The organism is Pseudomonas sp. ANT_H12B (assembly GCF_008369325.1).
GTDB lineage: Bacteria > Pseudomonadota > Gammaproteobacteria > Pseudomonadales > Pseudomonadaceae > Aquipseudomonas.
The window spans coordinates 96,225-116,415 of record NZ_VOBI01000006.1 but is presented as its reverse complement, the minus strand read 5'-3'; the positions used below and the strand labels follow the sequence as shown (position 1 = coordinate 116,415).

General features: G+C 59.0%; 24 protein-coding genes. 12 read left to right on the top strand and 12 right to left on the bottom strand.

All coding sequences use genetic code 11. The annotated features are described in order from the left end of the window. Window positions 1-17: 17 nt before the first annotated feature. Together FQ185_RS11630 and FQ185_RS11625 are read right to left on the bottom strand one after the other, a co-directional pair. Window positions 18-2,522: an ABC transporter permease gene (locus FQ185_RS11630; RefSeq protein ID WP_149417567.1), complete on the bottom strand. Its 2,505-nt coding sequence runs from the start codon at window positions 2,520-2,522 to the stop codon at window positions 18-20. Next, entirely contained in the window at window positions 2,522-3,205 is a 684-nt protein-coding gene (locus tag FQ185_RS11625; protein ID WP_008148510.1) for an ABC transporter ATP-binding protein, read from the bottom strand. Before FQ185_RS11625 ends, FQ185_RS11630 begins: the two co-directional genes overlap by 1 nt. A 10-nt stretch (window positions 3,206-3,215) precedes the next feature. Here FQ185_RS11625 and FQ185_RS11620 point away from each other — a divergent pair, with 10 nt between their 5' ends. From FQ185_RS11620 to FQ185_RS11610, 3 genes are all read left to right on the top strand, one after another. Continuing rightward, a complete protein-coding gene (locus tag FQ185_RS11620; protein WP_149417566.1) occupies window positions 3,216-3,821 on the top strand; it encodes an arylesterase in 606 nt (201 codons plus the stop codon). Between the two features lie 56 nt (window positions 3,822-3,877). Then, on the top strand, window positions 3,878-4,171 hold the full coding sequence (locus FQ185_RS11615) for a hypothetical protein (RefSeq protein ID WP_003226812.1): 294 nt from the start codon (window positions 3,878-3,880) through the stop codon (window positions 4,169-4,171). 102 nt (window positions 4,172-4,273) lie between these two features. Then, the gene (locus FQ185_RS11610) at window positions 4,274-5,245 is read left to right on the top strand and encodes a L,D-transpeptidase family protein (RefSeq protein ID WP_149417565.1); all 972 of its coding nucleotides are present in this window, start codon (window positions 4,274-4,276) and stop codon (window positions 5,243-5,245) included. A gap of 122 nt (window positions 5,246-5,367) precedes the next feature. On the opposite strand, the gene oprI is transcribed toward FQ185_RS11610, so the two are convergent. After that, complete coding sequence (oprI, locus tag FQ185_RS11605; protein WP_003172710.1) at window positions 5,368-5,619, bottom strand: outer membrane lipoprotei OprI; 252 nt, start codon at window positions 5,617-5,619, stop codon at window positions 5,368-5,370. 638 nt (window positions 5,620-6,257) lie between these two features. On the opposite strand from oprI, the gene FQ185_RS11600 reads away from it, so the two are divergent. Next, on the top strand, window positions 6,258-6,545 hold the full coding sequence (locus tag FQ185_RS11600; RefSeq protein ID WP_149417564.1) for a GNAT family N-acetyltransferase: 288 nt from the start codon (window positions 6,258-6,260) through the stop codon (window positions 6,543-6,545). 70 nt (window positions 6,546-6,615) lie between these two features. Here FQ185_RS11600 and FQ185_RS11595 read toward each other — a convergent pair whose 3' ends face one another. Together FQ185_RS11595 and FQ185_RS11590 are read right to left on the bottom strand one after the other, a co-directional pair. Beyond that, window positions 6,616-7,692: a 3-deoxy-7-phosphoheptulonate synthase gene (locus FQ185_RS11595; protein ID WP_149417563.1), complete on the bottom strand. Its 1,077-nt coding sequence runs from the start codon at window positions 7,690-7,692 to the stop codon at window positions 6,616-6,618. Between the two features lie 162 nt (window positions 7,693-7,854). Further along, the gene (locus tag FQ185_RS11590; RefSeq protein ID WP_149417562.1) at window positions 7,855-8,298 is read right to left on the bottom strand and encodes a PilZ domain-containing protein; all 444 of its coding nucleotides are present in this window, start codon (window positions 8,296-8,298) and stop codon (window positions 7,855-7,857) included. Here FQ185_RS11590 and FQ185_RS11585 point away from each other — a divergent pair. From FQ185_RS11585 to cysB, 5 genes are all read left to right on the top strand, one after another. Beyond that, window positions 8,297-8,683 (top strand): thioredoxin family protein, encoded by a 387-nt coding sequence (locus FQ185_RS11585; RefSeq protein WP_149417561.1) that lies wholly within the window; start codon window positions 8,297-8,299, stop codon window positions 8,681-8,683. The two genes, FQ185_RS11590 and FQ185_RS11585, sit on opposite strands and share 2 nt — an antisense overlap. Beyond that, the gene (locus tag FQ185_RS11580; protein WP_149417560.1) at window positions 8,680-9,636 is read left to right on the top strand and encodes a putative 2-dehydropantoate 2-reductase; all 957 of its coding nucleotides are present in this window, start codon (window positions 8,680-8,682) and stop codon (window positions 9,634-9,636) included. The genes FQ185_RS11585 and FQ185_RS11580 overlap by 4 nt, the downstream gene beginning before the upstream one ends. Before the next feature lie 24 nt (window positions 9,637-9,660). Then, window positions 9,661-10,566, top strand: a complete 906-nt coding sequence (locus tag FQ185_RS11575) for a 5'-nucleotidase (protein ID WP_149417559.1) — start codon at window positions 9,661-9,663, stop codon at window positions 10,564-10,566. 94 nt (window positions 10,567-10,660) lie between these two features. After that, entirely contained in the window at window positions 10,661-11,164 is a 504-nt protein-coding gene (locus tag FQ185_RS11570; protein ID WP_149417558.1) for a universal stress protein, read from the top strand. A gap of 149 nt (window positions 11,165-11,313) precedes the next feature. After that, window positions 11,314-12,288: an HTH-type transcriptional regulator CysB gene (cysB, locus tag FQ185_RS11565; RefSeq protein WP_008148549.1), complete on the top strand. Its 975-nt coding sequence runs from the start codon at window positions 11,314-11,316 to the stop codon at window positions 12,286-12,288. A gap of 3 nt (window positions 12,289-12,291) precedes the next feature. Here cysB and FQ185_RS11560 read toward each other — a convergent pair whose 3' ends face one another. Further along, on the bottom strand, window positions 12,292-12,774 hold the full coding sequence (locus FQ185_RS11560) for a GreA/GreB family elongation factor (RefSeq protein ID WP_149417557.1): 483 nt from the start codon (window positions 12,772-12,774) through the stop codon (window positions 12,292-12,294). A gap of 13 nt (window positions 12,775-12,787) precedes the next feature. Continuing rightward, window positions 12,788-13,198 carry a hypothetical protein gene (locus tag FQ185_RS11555; protein WP_149417556.1) on the bottom strand — a complete coding sequence of 137 codons (411 nt, stop codon included), beginning with the start codon at window positions 13,196-13,198 and terminating at the stop codon, window positions 12,788-12,790. Window positions 13,199-13,322: 124 nt separating this feature from the next. Here FQ185_RS11555 and earP point away from each other — a divergent pair, with 124 nt between their 5' ends. Beyond that, window positions 13,323-14,465 carry an elongation factor P maturation arginine rhamnosyltransferase EarP gene (gene earP, locus FQ185_RS11550; protein WP_149417555.1) on the top strand — a complete coding sequence of 381 codons (1,143 nt, stop codon included), beginning with the start codon at window positions 13,323-13,325 and terminating at the stop codon, window positions 14,463-14,465. A 48-nt stretch (window positions 14,466-14,513) separates the two neighbouring features. Then, complete coding sequence (locus FQ185_RS11545) at window positions 14,514-15,083, top strand: elongation factor P (protein ID WP_032626910.1); 570 nt, start codon at window positions 14,514-14,516, stop codon at window positions 15,081-15,083. Window positions 15,084-15,149: 66 nt separating this feature from the next. Here the strand turns inward: FQ185_RS11545 and FQ185_RS11540 are convergent, their stop codons facing one another. The 4 genes from FQ185_RS11540 to FQ185_RS11525 all read right to left on the bottom strand — a co-directional run bounded on the left by FQ185_RS11540 (window position 15,150) and on the right by FQ185_RS11525 (window position 18,464). Then, window positions 15,150-16,163, bottom strand: coding sequence for an alpha/beta hydrolase (locus tag FQ185_RS11540; RefSeq protein WP_149417554.1), 1,014 nt, complete (start codon window positions 16,161-16,163; stop codon window positions 15,150-15,152). Between the two features lie 33 nt (window positions 16,164-16,196). Beyond that, complete coding sequence (locus FQ185_RS11535) at window positions 16,197-16,616, bottom strand: organic hydroperoxide resistance protein (protein WP_149417553.1); 420 nt, start codon at window positions 16,614-16,616, stop codon at window positions 16,197-16,199. Window positions 16,617-16,976: 360 nt separating this feature from the next. After that, on the bottom strand, window positions 16,977-17,438 hold the full coding sequence (locus FQ185_RS11530; RefSeq protein ID WP_149417552.1) for a MarR family winged helix-turn-helix transcriptional regulator: 462 nt from the start codon (window positions 17,436-17,438) through the stop codon (window positions 16,977-16,979). 69 nt (window positions 17,439-17,507) lie between these two features. Next, window positions 17,508-18,464 carry a LysR family transcriptional regulator gene (locus FQ185_RS11525; protein WP_149417551.1) on the bottom strand — a complete coding sequence of 319 codons (957 nt, stop codon included), beginning with the start codon at window positions 18,462-18,464 and terminating at the stop codon, window positions 17,508-17,510. Between the two features lie 125 nt (window positions 18,465-18,589). Here FQ185_RS11525 and FQ185_RS11520 point away from each other — a divergent pair, with 125 nt between their 5' ends. Further along, window positions 18,590-19,324 carry a sulfite exporter TauE/SafE family protein gene (locus tag FQ185_RS11520; RefSeq protein WP_149417701.1) on the top strand — a complete coding sequence of 245 codons (735 nt, stop codon included), beginning with the start codon at window positions 18,590-18,592 and terminating at the stop codon, window positions 19,322-19,324. Here the strand turns inward: FQ185_RS11520 and FQ185_RS11515 are convergent. Beyond that, the gene (locus FQ185_RS11515) at window positions 19,314-20,168 is read right to left on the bottom strand and encodes a LysR substrate-binding domain-containing protein (protein ID WP_149417550.1); all 855 of its coding nucleotides are present in this window, start codon (window positions 20,166-20,168) and stop codon (window positions 19,314-19,316) included. The genes FQ185_RS11520 and FQ185_RS11515 overlap by 11 nt on opposite strands. Between the last annotated feature and the right edge of the window lie 23 nt (window positions 20,169-20,191).

Sequence of the window (20,191 nt, the reverse complement as noted above, 5' to 3'; positions counted from 1 at the left end):
GAGAGAACCTGAGTCTATCAACCCTCGCGCAAGACTGTCAGGGGGCTGGCGTTCAAGGCGCGGCGCGTACCGAACACGCCGGCACCACCGATCAGCACGGCGCCGATCAGCGGTAACACCAACAGCCACGGATGCGGGTGCCAAGGCAGATCGAACGCGTAGCGATAAAGCACCAGGCTCACCAGTTCCGACCCCAGCGCCGCCAACAGTCCGCTGACTGCGCCAAGCAAACCGAACTCGATCCGTCGGGCCTTGACCAGCAATTGCCGCTCGGCCCCCAGCGCTCGCAACAAGGCCCCTTGACGAATACGCTCATCGAGCGTCGCCTGCAAGCCGGAAAACAACACCGCCATGCCCGCCGCCAGTACAAACAACAACACGTATTCGACGGCCAGGGTGACCTGGGCGAGGATGCTGCGCAGCTGTTCCAGCAAGGCTTCGACTTGCAGAATGGTCACCGCCGGAAAGCTGCGGGACAGATCGACGATCTGCTGGTCGTGACCGGCCGCCAGATAGAAACTGGTCAGGTAGGTCGCCGGCAGATCCTTCAAGGTCCCGGGTTGGAAGATCATGAAGAAGTTGGGCTGGAAGTTGTCCCAGTTGATCTCTCGCAGGCTGGTGACTTTCGCTTCGCGATTGGCGCCGCCGACAGTAAAGACCATGTGATCACCGAGTTTGAGCTTCAGGCTTTCGGCGACTTTACCTTCCACCGATACGCCGGGAATCTCATCCGGTGCCTGTTCGGGCCACCAGTTGCCTGCGGTGAGTTTGTTGCCCGCCGGCAAATCCGCCGCCCAGGTCAGGCTCAGGTCGCGCTGGATCGCTCGATCACCGGCCGAATCCTTGCTGACGATTTCCTGCACCGGCTCGCCGTTGATGCTGATCAGCCGTCCCGGTACCACCGGGTACAGCGGCGCCGATTGTGCGGACAGTTCGATCAGGCGATCGGTGAAGGCCTGTTTGTCCGCCGGCAGAATGTTCAGCGCGAAATAGTTGGGCGCGTTTTTCGGTAACTGGTTCTGCCAGGTATCCAGCAACTCGCCGCGCAGCAATGCGATCAACGCCATGGACAGCAGAATCAACCCGAAGGCCAGGGCTTGTCCCGCGGCTGCCAGCGGGTGGCGCAGCAATTGGCCCAATCCGAGGCGCCACGGCAACGCGGCACGCGCCAGCATTCGGCGCAGGCTCTTCAGAAGCAGCAACAGCAAACCGCCAAGGATCAGCGCCGCGATCACGCCACCGCCGAGCAGGGCAAACGTTAGCAGCAGGTCCAGGCTCAGGCGCCACATGATCAGCCCGAGGGCGCCCAATGCCGCGCCGTAAACCATCCAGGTGCTGGAAGGAATCGGCAGCATGTCCCGACGCAACACCCGCAAGGGCGGAACGCGACCCAGGGCAGCCAGTGGCGGCAAGGCAAAACCGGCCAATGCCACCAGCCCGGTGCCGATCCCGGCGATGGCTGGAAACAGGCCGCCCGGTGGAACATCGGTCGGCAACAAATCATGCAGCAAGGCAAAGAGCCCAAGCTGCGCTAGCCAACCGATGAACGCGCCACTGATACTGGCGAGCAGGCCGAGCACCGTTAGCTGCAAACTGAACAGCACCAGGGTTTCCCGGCGCGACAGACCCAGGCAACGCAGTAATGCGCTGGCATCGAATCGGCGGGTGGCGAAGCGCGTCGCCGACAATGCCACGGCCACACCCGACAGCAGAACCGCCACCAGACTCGCCATGTTCAAGTAGCGCTCGGCCTTGCCCAACGCGCCGCCGATCTGCCGGTTGCCGTCGCGGGCATCCTGTATGCGCTGGTTGGCCGCCAGCCCGGGCTTGATCAGCTGACGATAGGTTTCCAGCGCCTCGGCTTTACCGCGCCAGAGCTCACGGTAACTGACCCGACTGCCGGGTTGCACCACGCCGGTCGCGGCGAGGTCGCTGAGGTTGATCAGCACTCGCGGCGTCAGGCTATAGAAATTGCCGGCACGGTCCGGCTCGTAGGTCAGCACCCGCGCCAGTTTCAGGGTTCGCATGCCGACGTCGATGCTGTCGCCGATCTTCAAATCCAGCGCCGTCAACAGTCGCGCTTCGACCCAGGCTTCGCCGGGTTTCGGTCCGCCTCCGGACTCTTCCGGGGCAAAGGGCTCGGGGGCGCTTTTCAGCTCGCCGCGCAGTGGATAAACATCATCGGCAGCCTTGATGCTGGACAGTTGAATGCCATTGTCGGTGGCGATGACGCTGGAGAACTCGACCACCTGAGCATGTTCGAGGCCCAGTTCCGTGCCGCTTCTTATCTGTTCGGGCCGAGCCGGGGAGCTGCCTTCGAGCAGCAGGTCGGCCCCGAGAAACTCGGTGGCGCGCAGCATCATGGCGCCGTTCAGGCGGGCGCCGAAGTAACCGATTGCCGTACTCGCCGCCACGGCCACCAGCAAGGCAAAGAACAGCACGCGCAACTCACCGGCGCGGGCGTCGCGCAGTAATTGGCGGATGGCAAGACTGAACATGCGCAACAGCGGCAGGCGTGCCATTAAACCTCCAGAGGCGGGACGAGCAGGCCGGCGTCAAGGCGGATCAGGCGCCGGCAACGATGTGCCAGGCGTTCATCGTGGGTCACCAGCACCAGGGTCGTGCCGCGTTCCTGATTGAGTTCGAACAGCAGATCGCTGATGCGCTCGCCGGTATGGCTGTCGAGGTTGCCGGTGGGTTCGTCGGCGAACAGCACATCGGGCTCGGCTGCAAAGGCTCGGGCAATGGCCACACGCTGCTGCTCGCCGCCGGAGAGCTGGCGGGGCGAATGGGTCAGGCGTTGGCCCAGTCCGACGCGTTGCAGCAGTTCGGTGGCGCGCTCACGGGCGTCCTTGCGCCCATCGAGTTCCAGCGGCAGCATGACGTTTTCCAGGGCGTTGAGGCTGTCCAGCAACTGGAATGATTGAAAGACAAAACCCACATGCTCGGCGCGGATGCGCGCGCGTTGGTCTTCATCGAGATTGCTCAGGGCTTGCCCGGCGAGCGTGACTTCGCCGCTGCTCGGCAAGTCGAGACCGGCGAGCAAGCCCAGGAGAGTGGATTTGCCGGAACCGGAGGCGCCGACGATGGCCAGACTGTCGCCCTTGTTCAGTTTCAGGCTCAGTTCGTGCAGGATGGTCAGTTCACCTTCCGCGCTGGGAACCACTTTGCTGAGGTTCTTCGCGGTGAGAATGCTTGCGCCCATGGAGAATCCGATGCGTGTGTGGTTTTTGAGTGCTGGCCTGGCCTTGATGTGCATGGCCCAGAACGCAGCGGCGGGTACTGTCCTGATCGTTGGCGATAGTATCAGCGCCGGTTTCGGACTGGATACCCGCTTGGGGTGGGTGTCGCTGCTTGAGCAACGGCTCAAGCGCGAAGGTTTTGACGATAAGGTGGTCAACGCGTCCATCAGCGGCGACACCAGTGCCGGAGGCCAGGCGCGCCTGCCAGCACTGCTTGCAGAGCATAAACCTGAACTTGTGATCCTCGAGTTGGGCGGCAACGACGGGCTGCGCGGATTACTGCCAACGCAATTGCAACAAAACCTTGCAGCGATGATCGACAGCTCCCGCGCCAGTGGCGCGAAGGTCCTGCTGCTGGGCATGCAATTGCCGCCCAACTACGGCGTCCGTTATACCGAGGCCTTTGCCAAGGTCTACAGCAACGTTGCCAGCGAGAAAAACATCCCGCTGGTGCCGTTTTTTCTCGACGGCGTGGGCGGTCATCCGGACTTGATGCAAGCCGACGGCTTGCACCCGGCTGCCGGGGCTCAGGACAAGTTGCTGGAAAATGTCTGGCCGACACTGAAACCGCTGCTTTGACGCTTTTCTAGCGGCGGTGTTTCGGCTAAGGTGGCGCCCCCGATTTGGAGCCCCCGATGCCGCGTCCCGCCTGGTCACTTTTTGCCTATCAACTGATCGAGCCTGACGAACAGCTGGATCTGTTCGCCTGCCAGGAAGTGCGGGTACATCTGGTGACCCGTCAACTGGAGTTGGGCGGCTCTGCGGATCGGACCTTGTGCGGCAGCCTGCTGCCGGCGCAGCCACGCTGGTCGAGCGTCGATCGCCGCGTGTTCCAGGATCAGCGCCTGTGTTCGCTGTGTCGGGCGATTCTTGAATCGCAAAAGCGCGGCACATCGCCGATCTGGCCAGAGCTGCGGTTCGAGCTCTAAAGCTTCAAAGATAGCTTGCTATCGGCCAACTCCCCGAAATTCCGGATGCCGGTGTACAATCGCGTTTTTATACCCTTGTCGATCATGCGAAGGATTTTCCGGATGTTGCCGCGTTTTCCTGCCGTTACCCGCTATCTGTCTCTTGCCGCTCTCTGTGTGGCGGGGCCCGTAGCAGCATTGGAGCTGCCTCTACCACCGCCCGGTGAAGACATCATCGGTCAGGTGCAAGTGATCAAGGCCAAGTACGAAGACACCTTCGCCGACCTTGGCACCACCTACGATCTGGGCTATTCGGAAATGGTCGCGGCCAACCCTGGCGTCGATCCATGGTTGCCGGGAGCTGGCACCGAAATCGTTTTGCCGACCCGCTTTATCCTGCCGCCGGGCCCGCGTGAAGGCATCGTCATCAACCTGGCTGAATACCGCCTCTACTACTATCCGAAAGGCCGGGACGTGGTCTACACCTTCCCGCTGGGTATCGGTCGTGAAGGCTGGGGCTCGCCAATTGCTCATACCAGTATTATCGCCAAGACGCCGAACCCGACCTGGACCCCTCCCGCATCGATCAAGGCCGAGCACGCCGCTGATGGCGATCCGCTGCCGAACGTGGTGCCGGCCGGTCCTGACAACCCGCTGGGGCCGTTCAAGTTCACGCTGGGCACTCCGGGCTACCTGATCCACGGGTCGAACAAGAAGTTCGGCATTGGCATGCGCACCAGCCACGGCTGCTTCCGCATGTTCAACAACAACGTGCTGGAAATGGCGGGCATGGTGCCAGTAGGTACCTCGGTACGCATCCTTAGCGATCCGTACAAGTTCGGCGTCAGTGGCGGCAAGGTGTACCTGGAAGCGCACACGCCTCTGGACGACAAGGGCAATCCATCGGTGGTCGACAAACACACCGCGGTGATCAATGCGATGCTCAAGCGTGAGGACATCACCAATAACCTGCGCATGAATTGGGATGTGGTCCGCGACGTGGTTGCCGCAGAAGATGGCCTGCCGGTGGAAATCGGAGTGCCAAATACTTCCGTGCCGATGGTGACGAGTGCGCCGATCGACCCGTTGCAGTAAGACTTGAAAATAACCCGCCGACGCAGGCTGCGTCGGCGGGTTTTTTATTGCCGGCAGGAAACACCAGGCAATAAAAAGCCGACCCATAAATGGGTCGGCTTGATAATAATCCCGAAGGACTATTACTTGCGGCTAGCTTTTTCCAGCATGCGCAGAGCACGCTCGTTAGCTTCGTCAGCAGTCTGTTGTGCTTTTTGGGCAGCAGCCAGAGCTTCATCAGCTTTACGGTAAGCTTCGTCTGCACGAGCCTGGGAGCGAGCAGCTGCGTCTTCAGTAGCGGTCAGACGTGCTTCGGTTTCTTTCGATACGCTGCTGCAACCGGTAGCCAGAACTGCGGCCAGAGCCAGAGCAGAGAATTTCAGAACGTTGTTCATCGTGTTCCCCTTCAAGGACTTTCTATTAAGTAGCTGTCTCCTCAGAGTGAGGAAATAGCCGGCGTACATACTACCCATTACTTGTCGTAAGTAAACTGACGTAAAGCAAGAAGCAAAAAAAATTGTAGGCGTTGATTCTTTTTCGAGCAACTTTTAACTGCATTGTTTAAAAAATATCCAGCTGCGAGGCCCGAGCTGAGCGAGCCGGCAAGAAAAAGTTCCCCGCGCTCGCGGCTCTTTTCCCAGTCTTGACTAAAGTCTGTCTAGATGGATTCGTCTACACTTTTGTTCGGATTTTGCGCGACGCCTCTCATATCTTTCTCCATGTTGAGGTGACTTTAACAAAGGGCGCTCGTCTTAAGTCTCAACATCCGGCAATGTTCAGGCTATCGACCTGTAGATATCTTCGGTCGAGCCTTCCCTGCGTAACCCGGAGCAGCACCCGCCAACCAGTATGATGACGAGCGTACCTTGAGCATTTGCGCCAATGGTGCCTACTATTTGATACGTGCTCGGTTGCGCGAGATTGGTGCAGCTCTTCTCGGTGCCCATTCAGGCACGGGGTGGCGTAGATGTTCCTTCGCCGGAAAAACATCGGTAAGGTAGGGGTCAGAATTTCCGACCCGCGAGGAGTAGTGATGAGCGAGGCGTTGTCCATCCACCATGACCAGGCTGGTCATCAGTTCGAGACCAATGTGGACGGTCATCGTGCCTACCTGACCTATATGGATCTGGGGAAACAGACCCTGGATATCTATCGCACCTTTGTGCCCAACGCATTGCGTGGTCGCGGCATCGCTGCGGCATTGACCGAGCAGGCGCTGCAGTACGCTGAAGAAATGGGCTACACAGTCATTCCATCGTGCTCCTACGTGGAGCGCTACATGGAACGTCACCAGCGGCATGCCACCAAGCTGAGCCAGTGATCTTTCAGTTAAATCGAACACAAAAAAACGCCGGGTTAAGCCCGGCGTTTTTTTGTGCGGCGAAAAGTGATCAGGTGCGATCGCGTTTCGGCAGTACATCCTTGAGCTTGGCATGCATGCTGCGCAAAGTCGTTTCGGTCGCCGACCAGTCGATGCAGGCATCGGTGATCGACACCCCGTATTGCAGGTCGGCGAGGTCTTTCGGGATCGACTGGCAGCCCCAGTTCAGGTGACTTTCGACCATCAGGCCGATGATTGACTGGTTGCCTTCGAGGATCTGGTTGGCGACGTTCTCCATCACCAGCGGTTGCAGGGCCGGGTCCTTGTTGGAGTTGGCGTGGCTGCAATCGACCATGATGTTCGGCTTGATCTTGGCTTTGTTCAGCGCTTGCTCGCAGAGCGCGACGCTGACCGAATCGTAGTTCGGCTTGCCATTGCCACCGCGCAATACTACGTGACCGTACGCATTGCCCTTGGTGGTGACGATCGACACGCCACCTTCCTGGTTGATACCCAGGAAGCGGTGAGGGCTGGAAACCGATTGCAGGGCGTTGATCGCGACCGTCAAGCCGCCGTCGGTGCCGTTCTTGAAGCCGACTGCCGAGGACAGGCCGGAGGCCATTTCACGGTGAGTCTGGGATTCGGTGGTGCGCGCACCGATGGCCGACCAGCTGATCAGGTCCTGCAAGTACTGCGGGGAGATCGGGTCGAGGGCTTCAGTTGCGGTCGGCAGGCCCATCTCGGCCAGGTCCAGCAGCAATTTGCGACCGATATGCAGACCGTCCTGAATCTTGAAGGAATCGTCCAGGTAGGGGTCGTTGATCAAGCCTTTCCAGCCGACGGTGGTACGTGGCTTCTCGAAATACACGCGCATGACCAGATACAGGGTATCGGACACTTCTGCCGCAAGCGCCTTCAGGCGCTCGGCGTATTCGTGGGCAGCCTTGATGTCGTGGATCGAGCAAGGCCCGATGACAACGAACAGGCGGTGGTCAGTGCCATCAAGAATGTTGCGAATGACTTCGCGACCCTTGGTGACGGTGCGCAAGGCAGCGTCGCTCAAAGGGATATCACGCTTGAGCTGATCGGGAGTGATCAGCGTCTCGTTGGAAGCGACGTTTAGGTCGTTGATCGGTAAATCAGCCATCGTTTACTCGTCAGGTCACGGGTGCCGGCCGCCAGCGAACCCGCGCGGCGGAGCACAGCAAATTAAGCGCGTCGGGGAGCCGAACCTTAGCGCGTTACGCGCCTTCTCGACAATGGGCAGACACCGGTTTAGCGGCCATTCACCACTAATTGATAACGCCCCCTAATCCAGCACAGCCTGCGCAAATGCCCTGTGAACCGTGTCGTGGGAGAACTCGTCGGCATGCTGCTGGACCCATTCGAGGGCCAGGGCCTGAGTTTCCTGCAGGTCATCGTGGGCGTCATGCAGGCGACAGTAGCGTTCGATCTGGCACGCCTGCTCACCCATCCGGGCGCTGAACATCATCTGCTCGTCAACAAACGCGATACCCACCAGATAGCCGCGCTTGCGTCGCAGGCACCAGGCCACATAGCCCAGGAAGCGCAAGTCAGGGTTCAAGGTCGGCATGCGAATTTCCAGCGCCGTACCATGGCGCCAGGCGCGGTGATAATTGCAAGCCATGCCGCCGAGGCTGATAGTGTGCAGCTGTTGCCGTGAAATACGTTCAGGTTTGAGCAACGTTAATTCGACGGGCACATCGTCAGGGTGAGGAATAAAACGTCCCATGAACACGGACTCCATGTGTCAGCCATCTGACATTGTTTTCCCCAGTATAGTGGTCGAATTGGAACTGACCGATTTCGACGCCGACCAACGGCTGCTGGCGATGAGCGGTGTGTCGCTGGTGATTTTCACCAGTGTCGGCTGCGCCAGTTGCCGTTTTGCCCGTGAGCAATTGCCCGGGCTCGATCTGGAAGTTGATCGACTGTGCTGGATCGATGCCGGGAATAATGGCGGCGTGGTCGAGCGTTATCAGGTCTTTCATTTGCCGGCGCTGTTTGTGGTGCGCGACGGCGAGTTCTTCGGGGCACTAAAATCGCGCCTGACCAGCACCGAGCTCAATGCAGCCGTGGGTCTGGCGTTGAGTCGAACAGCAGAGGAGTTGCCATGATGGGGGCAGTTGCCAAACCGACAATCGGCATTATCGGAACCGGCGCAATCGGCGGGTTCTACGGGTTGATGCTGGCGCGTGCCGGTTTCGATGTGCACTTTTTATTGCGCAGTGAATTTGCAGCGGTGGCCGAACACGGACTGCAACTCGACAGTGCGGTGCACGGCGCGTTGACGTTGAATCCGGTTCAGGCCTATTCGACGGCCGAAGACATGCCACGTTGCGAATGGTTGCTGGTGGGCGCGAAGACCACCAGCAACGCGGAACTGGCGCCGGCAATCATTCACGCCGCAGCCCCCGATGCCAAAGTGCTGCTGTTGCAAAATGGCCTGGACGTTGAAGACAGTCTGCGAGCATTGCTCCCCGATTCGCTGCACGTGCTCGGCGGGCTCTGCTTTATCTGCGTTCATCGCGCCGGGCCTGGGGTCATCACCCATCAGGCGCTCGGCGCGGTGAATGTTGGCTATCACAGCGGCCCCGCAGCCGATGAGCAGGCGCGCATGGCGATTGTCGAGGAGGGCGCCGGGCTGTTCCGCGCTGCCGGCATCGATTCCCAGGCCATGCCGAACCTGCATCAGGCGCGCTGGCAGAAACTGGTCTGGAATATCCCTTACAACGGTCTGTCTGTTCTGCTCGGGGCCAGCACCACACCGTTGATGGCTGATGCCGACAGTCGGGAACTGATCAAGGCACTGATGGCTGAAGTGGTTCAGGGAGCAACCGCGTGCGGTCATGACATACCGCCCGGTTATGCCGACCATTTGTTCATGGTGACCGAGAAGATGCCCGACTATTGGCCGAGCATGTATCACGATTTTCTGCACAAGCGACCGCTGGAGCTGGAGGCGATTTACGCTCGACCACTGGCGGCGGCCAAAGCGGCCGGATGCGAATTGCCGCGAATCGAAGCCTTGTATCGCAGCTTGAGTTTTATCGATCGACGTAACACTTGAGTCGATCACCTGAGGGGGAAGGGCATGGCAAAGACTATCGACGACAAACTGGTGCTGGCGATTTCTTCGCGCGCGCTGTTCGACCTGAGCGAAAGCCACAAGGTCTATCTGTCGAGCGGCGTCGAGGCCTATCGGCAATATCAGATCGAACACGAAGACGAAATCCTCGAGCCCGGTGATGCGTTTCCACTGGTTGAAAAACTCCTCAACCTCAATACCAGCCTCGGCCGCGCCCGGGTCGAGGTGATCCTGGTGTCGCGCAACAGTGCCGACACCGGTCTGCGGGTGTTCAACTCGATTCACCACTATGGACTGGCGATTTCCCGCGCGGCGTTTGTCGGCGGGCGCAGTCCTTATCCGTACCTCAAAGCCTTTGGCTGCGACCTGTTTCTCTCGACCCATGCCGAAGACGTGCGCAGTGCCCTGGATGCCGGGTTCGCCGCGGCAACCATTTTGTCCGGTGGTGCCAGCCGTGCTGCCAGCGATGAACTGCGCATTGCCTTCGACGGCGACGCGGTGCTGTTTTCCGACGAATCGGAGCGCGTCTATCAGTCCGGTGGTCTGGAAGCGTTTCAGGCCAGTGAGCGTGAAGCAGCCCGGGAGCCATTGCGCGGCGGCCCGTTCAAAGGCTTTCTGGCAGCCCTCAATCTGTTGCAACGTGAATTCCCGGATGACGCCTGCCCGATTCGCACCGCGCTGGTGACGGCGCGTTCGGCACCGGCCCATGAACGGGTGATCCGCACCTTGCGTGAATGGGACATTCGTCTGGACGAGTCGCTGTTCCTCGGTGGCCTGACGAAGTCGGCGTTTCTCGAAGCCTTTGCCGCCGACGTATTTTTCGACGATCAGGCCGGTCATTGCGAGTTGGCCCGCGAGGTTGTCGCCACCGGTCACGTGCCGCACGGCATAAGCAACGAGCAGAAGGTTTAAGCCTGCGCTTCAACGCGTTACACGGCACGTCGTACTCGCCAAGGCACTGCTAAGCTGAATCAATCTCCGCCATGTTGGCACTCGAGGAGGTCATATGATTCATTCGATGCTGTATGCCACTGACCTCGGCCTGTACGCACCTTTTGTGATGCAGCATGCTCTGGCGCTGGCTCGAACATTCAATGCCGACTTGTATGTGGTCCACGCGGTGGAGCCCATGGGGTTGTTTGCCGAATCGGTGCTGCAGAGTTACCTCGATGAGCAGTCGTTGAACGAGTTTCACAGTCAGGGCCTGAGCACGGTGATTGCCAATATCGAGCAGCGGGTACTCGACAGCTTTCGTGAAGAACTGGGGGAGGAGGGCGAGCAAGACCTGTTGCGGATTAAAGCGGTGCGGGTGCTTCAGGGCGATCCGTCGCAGGTGATTCTCGACCAGGCGCAGAAGCTCTCTGTGGATTTATTGATCGTAGGTAGTCATAGCCATGGTGCTGGCGCGGAAACACCATTGGGCCGGACCGCAGCGCGGGTGTTACAGCTGGCGCATGTACCGGTCTATCTGGTACCGCTGGTGCAACGTCGTCGTCAAGGGGATCGTTAGTGTCCTGCCTCGCGTATTCACGAGGCCGGACACCAGAACACGAATAGTGGCAGCTTGATAAAAAAGTTCTAGATTTATTCTTCAAACCATTAATATAGTTATATACCGTCGCTGATGCCCGTGGCGTCTACCTGCTTTGAGGGATTCATATGAAGCTTCAACAACTGCGCTACATCTGGGAAGTGGCGCACCACGACCTCAACGTTTCCGCTACAGCCCAGAGCCTCTACACCTCGCAACCGGGCATCAGCAAGCAGATCCGTTTGCTGGAAGACGAATTGGGTGTCGAGGTATTTGCTCGCAGCGGCAAGCACCTGACCCGCGTCACCCCGGCCGGCGAGCGCATCATCACCACCGCCGGTGAGATCCTGCGCAAGGTTGAAAGCATCAAACAGATCGCCCAGGAATTCTCCAACGAGAAGAAGGGCACCCTGTCGATCGCCACCACGCACACCCAGGCGCGTTACGCGCTGCCACCGGTGATCAGCAATTTCATCAAGCAATACCCGGATGTTGCCCTGCATATGCACCAGGGTTCGCCGATGCAGATCGCTGAAATGGCCGCCGACGGCACCGTCGATTTCGCCATCGCCACCGAAGCGCTGGAGCTGTTCGGTGACCTGGTGATGATGCCGTGCTATCGCTGGAACCGCTGCGTGGTTGTGCCTCAAGGCCACCCGCTGACCAAGCTGTCGAAGCTGACCCTCGAAGCCCTGGCCGAATACCCGATCGTGACTTACGTGTTCGGTTTCACCGGCCGTTCGAAGCTCGACGAAGCGTTCAGCCATCGCGGCCTCACACCGAAAGTAGTGTTCACCGCCGCCGACGCCGACGTGATCAAGACCTACGTTCGTTTGGGGCTGGGCGTGGGCATCGTGGCGAAAATGGCGGTCGATGCCAAACTCGATAGCGACCTGGTCATGCTCGATGCCAGCGATTTGTTCGAATCCAGCATCACCAAGATCGGTTTCCGTCGCGGCACCTTCCTGCGTGGTTTCATGTGCGACTTCATCGAGAAGTTCGCCCCGCACCTGACCCGCGAAGTGATGGCCAAGGCCATTCAGTGCCACAACAAGCAGGAACTGGAAGAGCTGTTCGACGGCGTCGAACTGCCGGTCCATTAATCTCTAGATGACCTCGGTGACAGCAAACTGTTGCCGAGCACCCGCCACCAGAATCTCCACTTCGTCCCCTTCGAACTTGCCCAGCAAATTTTTTCCCAGCGGCGAGCGAGGGGTGATGACGGTAATCCATTGCCCCACCACATCCACCTTCAAGCCCGCCGCGTCGGGTGCCAGAAACAGCCATTGCTCACGACCCTTTTCATCTGCCAGCCCCAGCAACGCGCCCACTTCGATACCGCGCTGATCGTCATAAGGCCGCAGTGTCAGGTTCTGGCAAAGCGTCAGTGAGTGTCTGATTTCTTCGACTCGCTTGGCTTGCCCGGCGGCCAGGTAAGATGCCTCCAGACCCAGCGTGTCGTACTTGTTCTCGGCGATGTTTTCTTCGTGGGTCGCGGTTTCGTAGGCGGTTTGCGCGGCACGTTCGGCAATGTCGAGATCGATCCGCAATTTGTCGAGAATCAGTTGGTGGACGGTCGGCTTATGCATAGAGAGCTCATGATCAATCGCAGAATTGCTGAACGTTGGCGCGGCTTTTTTCGCTCGGTGCCGTTTGATCCTGTTGCAGCCAGAACTGGCATTTGGGGTTCGACAGGTTGCGGTTACTGCTGCGCGCCTGATCAAGCCTTTGTTGCTGCTCATTCTTGCGCAGGTTCTCTTCGTACTGGTCGAACAACGGACTCTGGGGCGGAATATCCGGAACCGGTTGCGCCACCACCGGTGGTTTCGCCAGTTGCTGCACGGCCTCAGCCACGGGCGCCAATTGTTCGCTGAACAACAGGCGAGAGGCGAGCCAGCATGTCAGTGCGATCGCGATAAACCCCAGCCACAAACCCAAGGCAATGCTGCCGGTCAGTTGCACGGCGTTGAGCTGGATCGGCAAGGGCCGGCGCGGGTTGGGACGGTAGGGCATGACTGCCTCCTGGCGGGTGGTCGCGGGCAAGTGGCGATTGTCGCATGAAGATTAATCGCCGTCGGCTCTTCTGCACGGGGTAATTTATGCGGACAATCGGCTCCTTTGCCAACGGGAGCCTGGAATGCCTGAAGTGAAAACCCGCTGGGATATTTTTTGCACCGTGGTCGATAACTTTGGCGACATCGGTGTGACCTGGCGTCTGGCCCGCCAACTGGTGGCCGAGCATGCGGTGACGGTGCGCTTGTGGGTGGATGATCTGCGCGCGTTCGAGCGTATTTGCCCTGAAATCGACATACACGCCTCGCAGCAGTGGCAGCAGGGAGTCGAGGTGCGTCAGTGGGCCACCGATTGGCAACCCACTGAAGCCGCTGATGTGGTGATCGCCGCGTTTGCCTGCCAATTGCCAAGTGCTTACATGGACGCCATGGCCGAACGGAAAAAGCCGCCGCTGTGGATGAATCTCGATTATCTGAGTGCCGAGGACTGGATCGTCGGCTGCCACGGCTTGCCGTCGGTGAAGTACAAGAGCGTGCAGAAATTCTTCTTCTTCCCCGGGTTTCAGAAGGGCACGGGCGGCTTGCTGCGTGAACGCGGATTGCTTGAGCGGCGTCGGCAGTTTCAGCAGAGCCCCGAGGCCCAGCGCGAGTTCCTGCAGGGTTTAGGGATTGATCGCGCGCAAGGTGCGCAGTTGATTTCGTTATTTGCCTACGAAAATACCGGGCTGGCCAGTTGGCTCGACTCAATGGCTGCCGATTCGACGCCCACTCATCTGCTGGTGCCGGAAAGCCGGATTCTCGGTGATGTCTCGCGCTGGCTCGGTGTGGATGAGTTGGCGGCCGGGGCCGTGCATGTTCGCGATGCCTTGACTGTGCAAGTGCTGCCGTTCGTCCGACAGGATCAATATGACCTGTTGCTGTGGAGCTGCGATTTCAACGCCGTACGCGGCGAAGATTCCTTTATCCGCGCCCAGTGGGCGGGGCGCCCGCTGCTCTGGCACATCTATCAGCAGGAAGAAGATGTGCACATGGATAAGCTCGAAGCATTCCTGGCGCTCTATGTAAAAGGCCTTTCGGCGCCGGCCAGCGAGGCGATCAGCGGTCTATGGCGGGCGTGGAATGCGGGTGACAATATGGCCGGGCACTGGCAATCGACCCGTGAACACTGGCCGGAACTGCAAAAGCATGCCGAGGCGTGGTGTCTGGAACAGGCCTTGCAGGCTGATCTTGCCGCAGCGCTGGTACAGTTTTATGTAAATTGGATATGATACGCGGCCTAGATTTTTGTAAATCCCATCCAAATTCGGATATTCGCAATGAAAACTGGTAAAGAACTGAAACCCGGTACCGTGATCCGTCTCGAAAACGATCCTTGGCTGGTTCAGAAAGCTGAATTCACCAAGTCCGGTCGTAACAGCGCGATCATGAAGACCAAGCTGAAAAACCTGCTGACCGGCTACAAGACCGAGATCGTTTACAGCGCTGATGACAAGCTGGACGACGTGATCCTCGACCGCAAAGAAGCGACCCTGTCGTTCATCAGCGGCGACACCTACACGTTCATGGACACCACCGACTACACCATGTACGAGCTGAACGCTGAAGACATCGAAGCCGTTCTGCCTTTCGTTGAAGAAGGCATGACTGATGTTTGCGAAGCGATCTTCTTCGAAGAGCGTCTGGTTTCCGTAGAGCTGCCGACCACTATCGTGCGTGTAGTTGACTACACCGAAGGCTCCGCTCGCGGTGACACTTCCGGCAAAGTAATGAAGCCTGCCAAGCTGAGCAACGGCACTGAATTGCAAGTTGCTGACTTCATCGAAATCGGTGACAGAATCGAGATCGACACCCGCGAAGGCGGTTCCTACAAAGGCCGTGCTAAATAAGCACAGCTTCAGGAATGAAAAAGCCCGACCATTGAGTCGGGCTTTTTTGTGCCTGCGATTTACCGCTTACTTCAGGTGTTGCTTGAGCTCTTCAGAAGCCTGCAGCATCGCCGACCGTACCGCTGGCACCTGACTTACTACGTTGAGCAACCCGTAGTCATGGATCATGCCGCTGTAACGAACCGACGTAACCGCCACACCAGCCTCGTCGAGTTTGCGGGCATAGGCTTCACCTTCATCGCGCAGCACGTCGGCGCCGGCCGTCTGCACCAGGGCAGGTGGCAGCCCCTTGAGTTGCGCGGTGGTTGCCCGCAGAGGCGAGGCGTAGATCTCGTTTCGCTGATTGGCGTCGGTGGTGTAGTTATCCCAGAACCACTTCATCATGTTTCTGGTGAGGAAGTGCCCTTCGGCAAACTGGTTGTAGGACGCTGTTTCGAAGCTCGCATCAGTCACCGGCCACAGCAGCACCTGAAACCTGATTGCCGGTGTGCCCTTGTCTTTGGCCATCAGCGCAACCACTGCCGCCATGTTGCCGCCGACGCTGTTACCGGCGACCGCCAGACGTTTGCCATCGACGTTGATCTCCTTACCGTGCTCCGCCACCCACTTCGTCGCGGCATACGCTTGGTTGATCGCCACCGGGTAATGCGCTTCCGGTGACGGGGTGTAATTGACGAACACTGCCGCTGCACCCGAACCCACGACCAAGTCACGAACCAGACGTTCGTGAGTCGGGAAATCCCCCAGTACCCAGCCACCACCGTGGAAGAACATGAACACAGGCAGCTGGCCTTTGACCCCGGCCGGCCGGACGATGGTCAGGCTGAGCGGTTGGCCGTCGACTTGAATGGTCTTCTCGCTGACATCGGCTTTGGGCAGCGTCAGTTTCACCCCGGCTTGAGCACCTGCCAATACGGCGCGGGCTTCTTTAGGCGTCAGTTGTTCCATCGGTTTGCCGGTGCCGGCATTCAGAGCATCGAGGAACGCCTGGGTGTTGTGTTCAACCCCATCGCCTGCAAACGCGCTGTTGATGGACAGGGCGAGAAGGGTGCCGGTCAAGACTTTGCTGAAAGTGCGCATGTTCGTTTCCTGTTCGGGCCTTGAAGTCAGCGGTTAGACGGTAACGTGCAGACGCACATCGACGTTGCCACGGGTGGCGTTCGAGTACGGGCAGACCAGGTGGGCAGCGTCGACCAGGCTTTGCGCGTCGGCTTGTTCAAGACCCGGCAGGCTGACGTGCAGGTCGATGTCCAGACCGAAACCGCCAGGGATCTGGCCGATACCGACATGAGCGGTGATCGAGGCGTCGTTCGGGACAGTGCGTTTGGTCTGGCTAGCGACGAATTTCAGAGCGCCGATGAAGCAGGCGGAGTAGCCGGCAGCGAACAGTTGCTCCGGATTGGTCGCTGCGCCGCCTGCACCACCGAGTTCTTTCGGGGTGGCGAGTTTGACGTCGAGGATGTTGTCGCTGGAAACCGCACGACCGTCACGGCCACCGGTGGAGGTTGCGATTGCGGTGTAGAGAGTTTGCATGGTGTAAGCCTCATTCAGGTTTGGATTTTTTGCGCTAAATATTTGCGCGCTAAGTAAGTGCGAAGTAAATGTATCGCGCTAATATTTAGCGCGCAAGATAAATTTTCTGAAAAATGTGAGCGAGGGGTGACTGGCGCTTGAACGAGTAATAGCGAACGTATTGCGCTAGAGCCATGCAGGCAGATTTTTTGAACGGTGATTTATTTTTGAAGGAGGCGAATCGAAGTGGTGGGGACATCCCAAACCAAATGTGTGCGAGCTTGCTCGCGATAGCGGTGTGTCAGTCAGCATCAATGCTGAATTTCAAGCTGCTATCACGAGCAAGCTCGCTCCCACAGGGGATTTGTAATGGATTGAAGATCAGAGACTGTCTTGAAGGTTACTCCGCAGCGTTTGCAGCTCCGCTTGCAGCTTCTGTAGTCTCTCCAGTGTCATCCCGCTGGCGCCGAGAATGCACTGGGGAACGCCGCGCGCCTGTTCCCGCAATGCGCGTCCCTGTTCGGTCAGTTCGACAATCACCACTCGTTCGTCTTCACGGCTGCGGGTGCGGCTGAGCAAACCCTCGACTTCCAGGCGCTTGAGCAACGGTGTGAGTGAGCCAGGATCGGTCAGCAGCCGTGTGCTGATTTCGCCTACGGTTAAACCATCCTGTTCCCACAACACCATCATCGCCAAGTACTGCGGATAGGTCAGCCCAAGCGCTTGCAACAGTGGTTTATAGACCTTGGTCATCAGCAACGAAGTGGAATGCAGTGCAAAGCAGGCCTGATTATCCAGCAGCAGGGCATCGCAGCTATCCGAGGTGTGTCGTTCGGTGGTCATCTTGAAGCCTTGATCAGTGATCGTCATGAATCTAGTGGGCGAATCTTTAATGCGCCAGATAATTCTAGCCTAGTGTCGGTCCAGCGAATTTTGCAACGTCAGGTCCCACGGCGGGATTGGGCTGAAACGGGTTTTCAGGTATTCCAGCAACAAACGACTGCGCGAGTTGGGTTGTTGCTCCAGGCGCAAAGCATAAATGCCGGTTGTTTCCGGTTTTGGCAGGCCGTTTTCACAAAACAGTGGCAACAACTCGCCGCGCAACAGGTACTCGCTTGCCAGCCAGGTCGGCAGATGCGCGATACCCAGCCCGGCCAATGCGCCGCAGACCAGTGCTTCGGCATTGTTGGCACTCATGCGGATGCGCGTCGGACGGTGCAACTGCATCTGCCCATCACGTTCGAAGCGCCAGGCGAAGGGCGGCGCCAGGCCATCCCAGTCCAGACCATCGTGTTCAGTCAGCTGAACCGGATGGGTCGGCACGCCACGACGCTTTAAATAGTCGGGGCTGGCGCAGGCTATGCGCACCATGCTCGCCAGCGGAGTGGCCACCAACCGGGTATCGGCTATTTGCCCGGCGCGCAATACCAGATCGACCTTGCCCAGATTCAAACCCTGCATGTCGACAAAACTGTCGATCAGGTGCAGTTGCACATCGAGGCCGGGGTAAAGCATCAGAAAATCAGCAATCACCGGTGCCAAATGCCGCCGACCGAACGCTGCCGGGGCATCGATCCGGATCAAGCCTTCCGGCGCGCTGCTGAGGGACACCGCTTCAGCCCGGGCCAGCCGCAGCTCTGCCACAATCCGCCGCGCGCGCTCGGCAAAAGCCAGGCCCGCCGGGGTGGCGCGCACTGCGTGGGTGCTGCGAATGAACAGCTGGCTGCCGACGGCGTTTTCCAGGCTGTCGATGCGTCGCGCGACCGCCGAAGGAGTGAGTGGATGACGGCGCGATGCTGCGGAAAAACTGCCGCTTTCCAGAACGTCGAGGAACAGGCCCAGTTGTTCGGTCAATTGATTGGGGTTCATGGGGTGTCAACGCTTATGCAAAGTTGGCACAGCCATTGTGCGTTGCTGTGCGTTTCGCCGCCAGCAGCAACTGCGTAGGATGATCGACCTGACGTGAGGGGAAATCGGTTGTGATTGAGTTTTTGATGTATCTGGTCTTTGGCGCTGCTTTGGGAACCCTTGGTGGAATATTCGGCATCGGCGGTGGTTTGATCGCGATTCCGCTATTGGGCGTGTTGTTTGGCCTCGATCAGCAAATTGCCCAAGGCACGGCGCTGGTGATGGTGGTCCCGAACGTGATGCTGGCGCTGTGGCGTTACCACCAGCGCAACCGGATCGAATTGCGCCATGCACTGCCGCTGGCCTCGATGGGTTTTTGCTTCGCCTGGATCGGTTCGATCTGGGCGGTGGGCATTGATGCGCAAACCATGCGCCTGGGATTCGTCGCGTTCCTGATTGCTCTGTCGGTGTACAACGTTGTGCGAATGTTCACTGCCAACGCGCCAGTTTCTGCACAGATGCGCTACTCATGGCCGTGGCTGGGAGTGCTCGGTGCGGCTTCCGGTACCATGGGCGGGCTGTTTGGTGTGGGCGGGGCAGTGGTGGCGACGCCGGTGCTGACCAGTCTGTTCGGCACCACCCAAGTGGTCGCTCAGGGTTTGTCGCTGGCACTGGCATTGCCCAGCACCGGCGTTACGCTGGTGACTTACGCGGCTCACCATCAGGTGGACTGGATGATCGGTGTGCCCTTGGCGATCGGCGGCTTGATGAGCATCAGCTGGGGCGTGAAGGTCGCCCACGCCATGCCCGAGCGCCTGCTGCGCGGGTTGTTTTGTGGCTTCCTGGTGCTTTGTGCGGTGATGCTCGCCTTTAAAGTTTGAAGCCTTCAATGATGTGTTCAGCCAGGCACTCGGTGATCGGTGACGGGTTGTGCAGGTTGCGCACCAGCATGATGCTGGCCTCTGGCAGCATGGGCAGATCCTCGGCCGCACCGAGTATGCGCATGTCCGGCGTGATCAGGCTTTCGAGCTGCGCAGTGATTGCCAGACCGGCGCTGACCACTGCCATGATCGCCGACAGACTGTCGCTGTTATACGCCACGCGGTAATCGCGCCCCATGGCATCAAGCGCATTGCAGGCCCATAAGCGGCAGAAGCAATCACTGTTGAACATCGCCAGCGGCAGCGGCGTTTGCTCGTGGGCGCTGTAGCACTGCGCCTCGGCCCAGACAAAACGCTCCTTGCGCAGCAACTGACCGATTTCGTTGCCCGGTTCGCGGGTGACGATGGACAAGTCCAGGTCCTGGCGAGCCAGCAATTGTTTTGATGATTCGCAGTGCACTTCGATCTGGATCAGCGGATACGTCTGAGCAAATCGCCGCAGAATCCCCGGCAAAAAACGCATCACGTAATCGTCCGGCGTTCCGATGCGCACCATGCCGACCATGTGTGGCTCACGCAGGGTGTTGAACACCTCGCTGTGCAGCTTGAGGATTCGCCGGGCATAACCCAGCAATACCTGGCCTTCGGCCGTCAGCCGCACCTGCCGCCCGTCGCGCTGGAACAATTGGCGCTGCAACACATCTTCTTCCAGCCGCTTCATCTGCATGCTCACGGCGGATTGGGTGCGATTGACCAACTCGCCAGCCCGGGTAAAACCGCCCTGGTCGGCAATGGCAACAAAGGTACGCAGCACTTCGGTGTCGATGCTTGGGAAGGCCGACATTGATCAATCTCCGAGATGTGTTA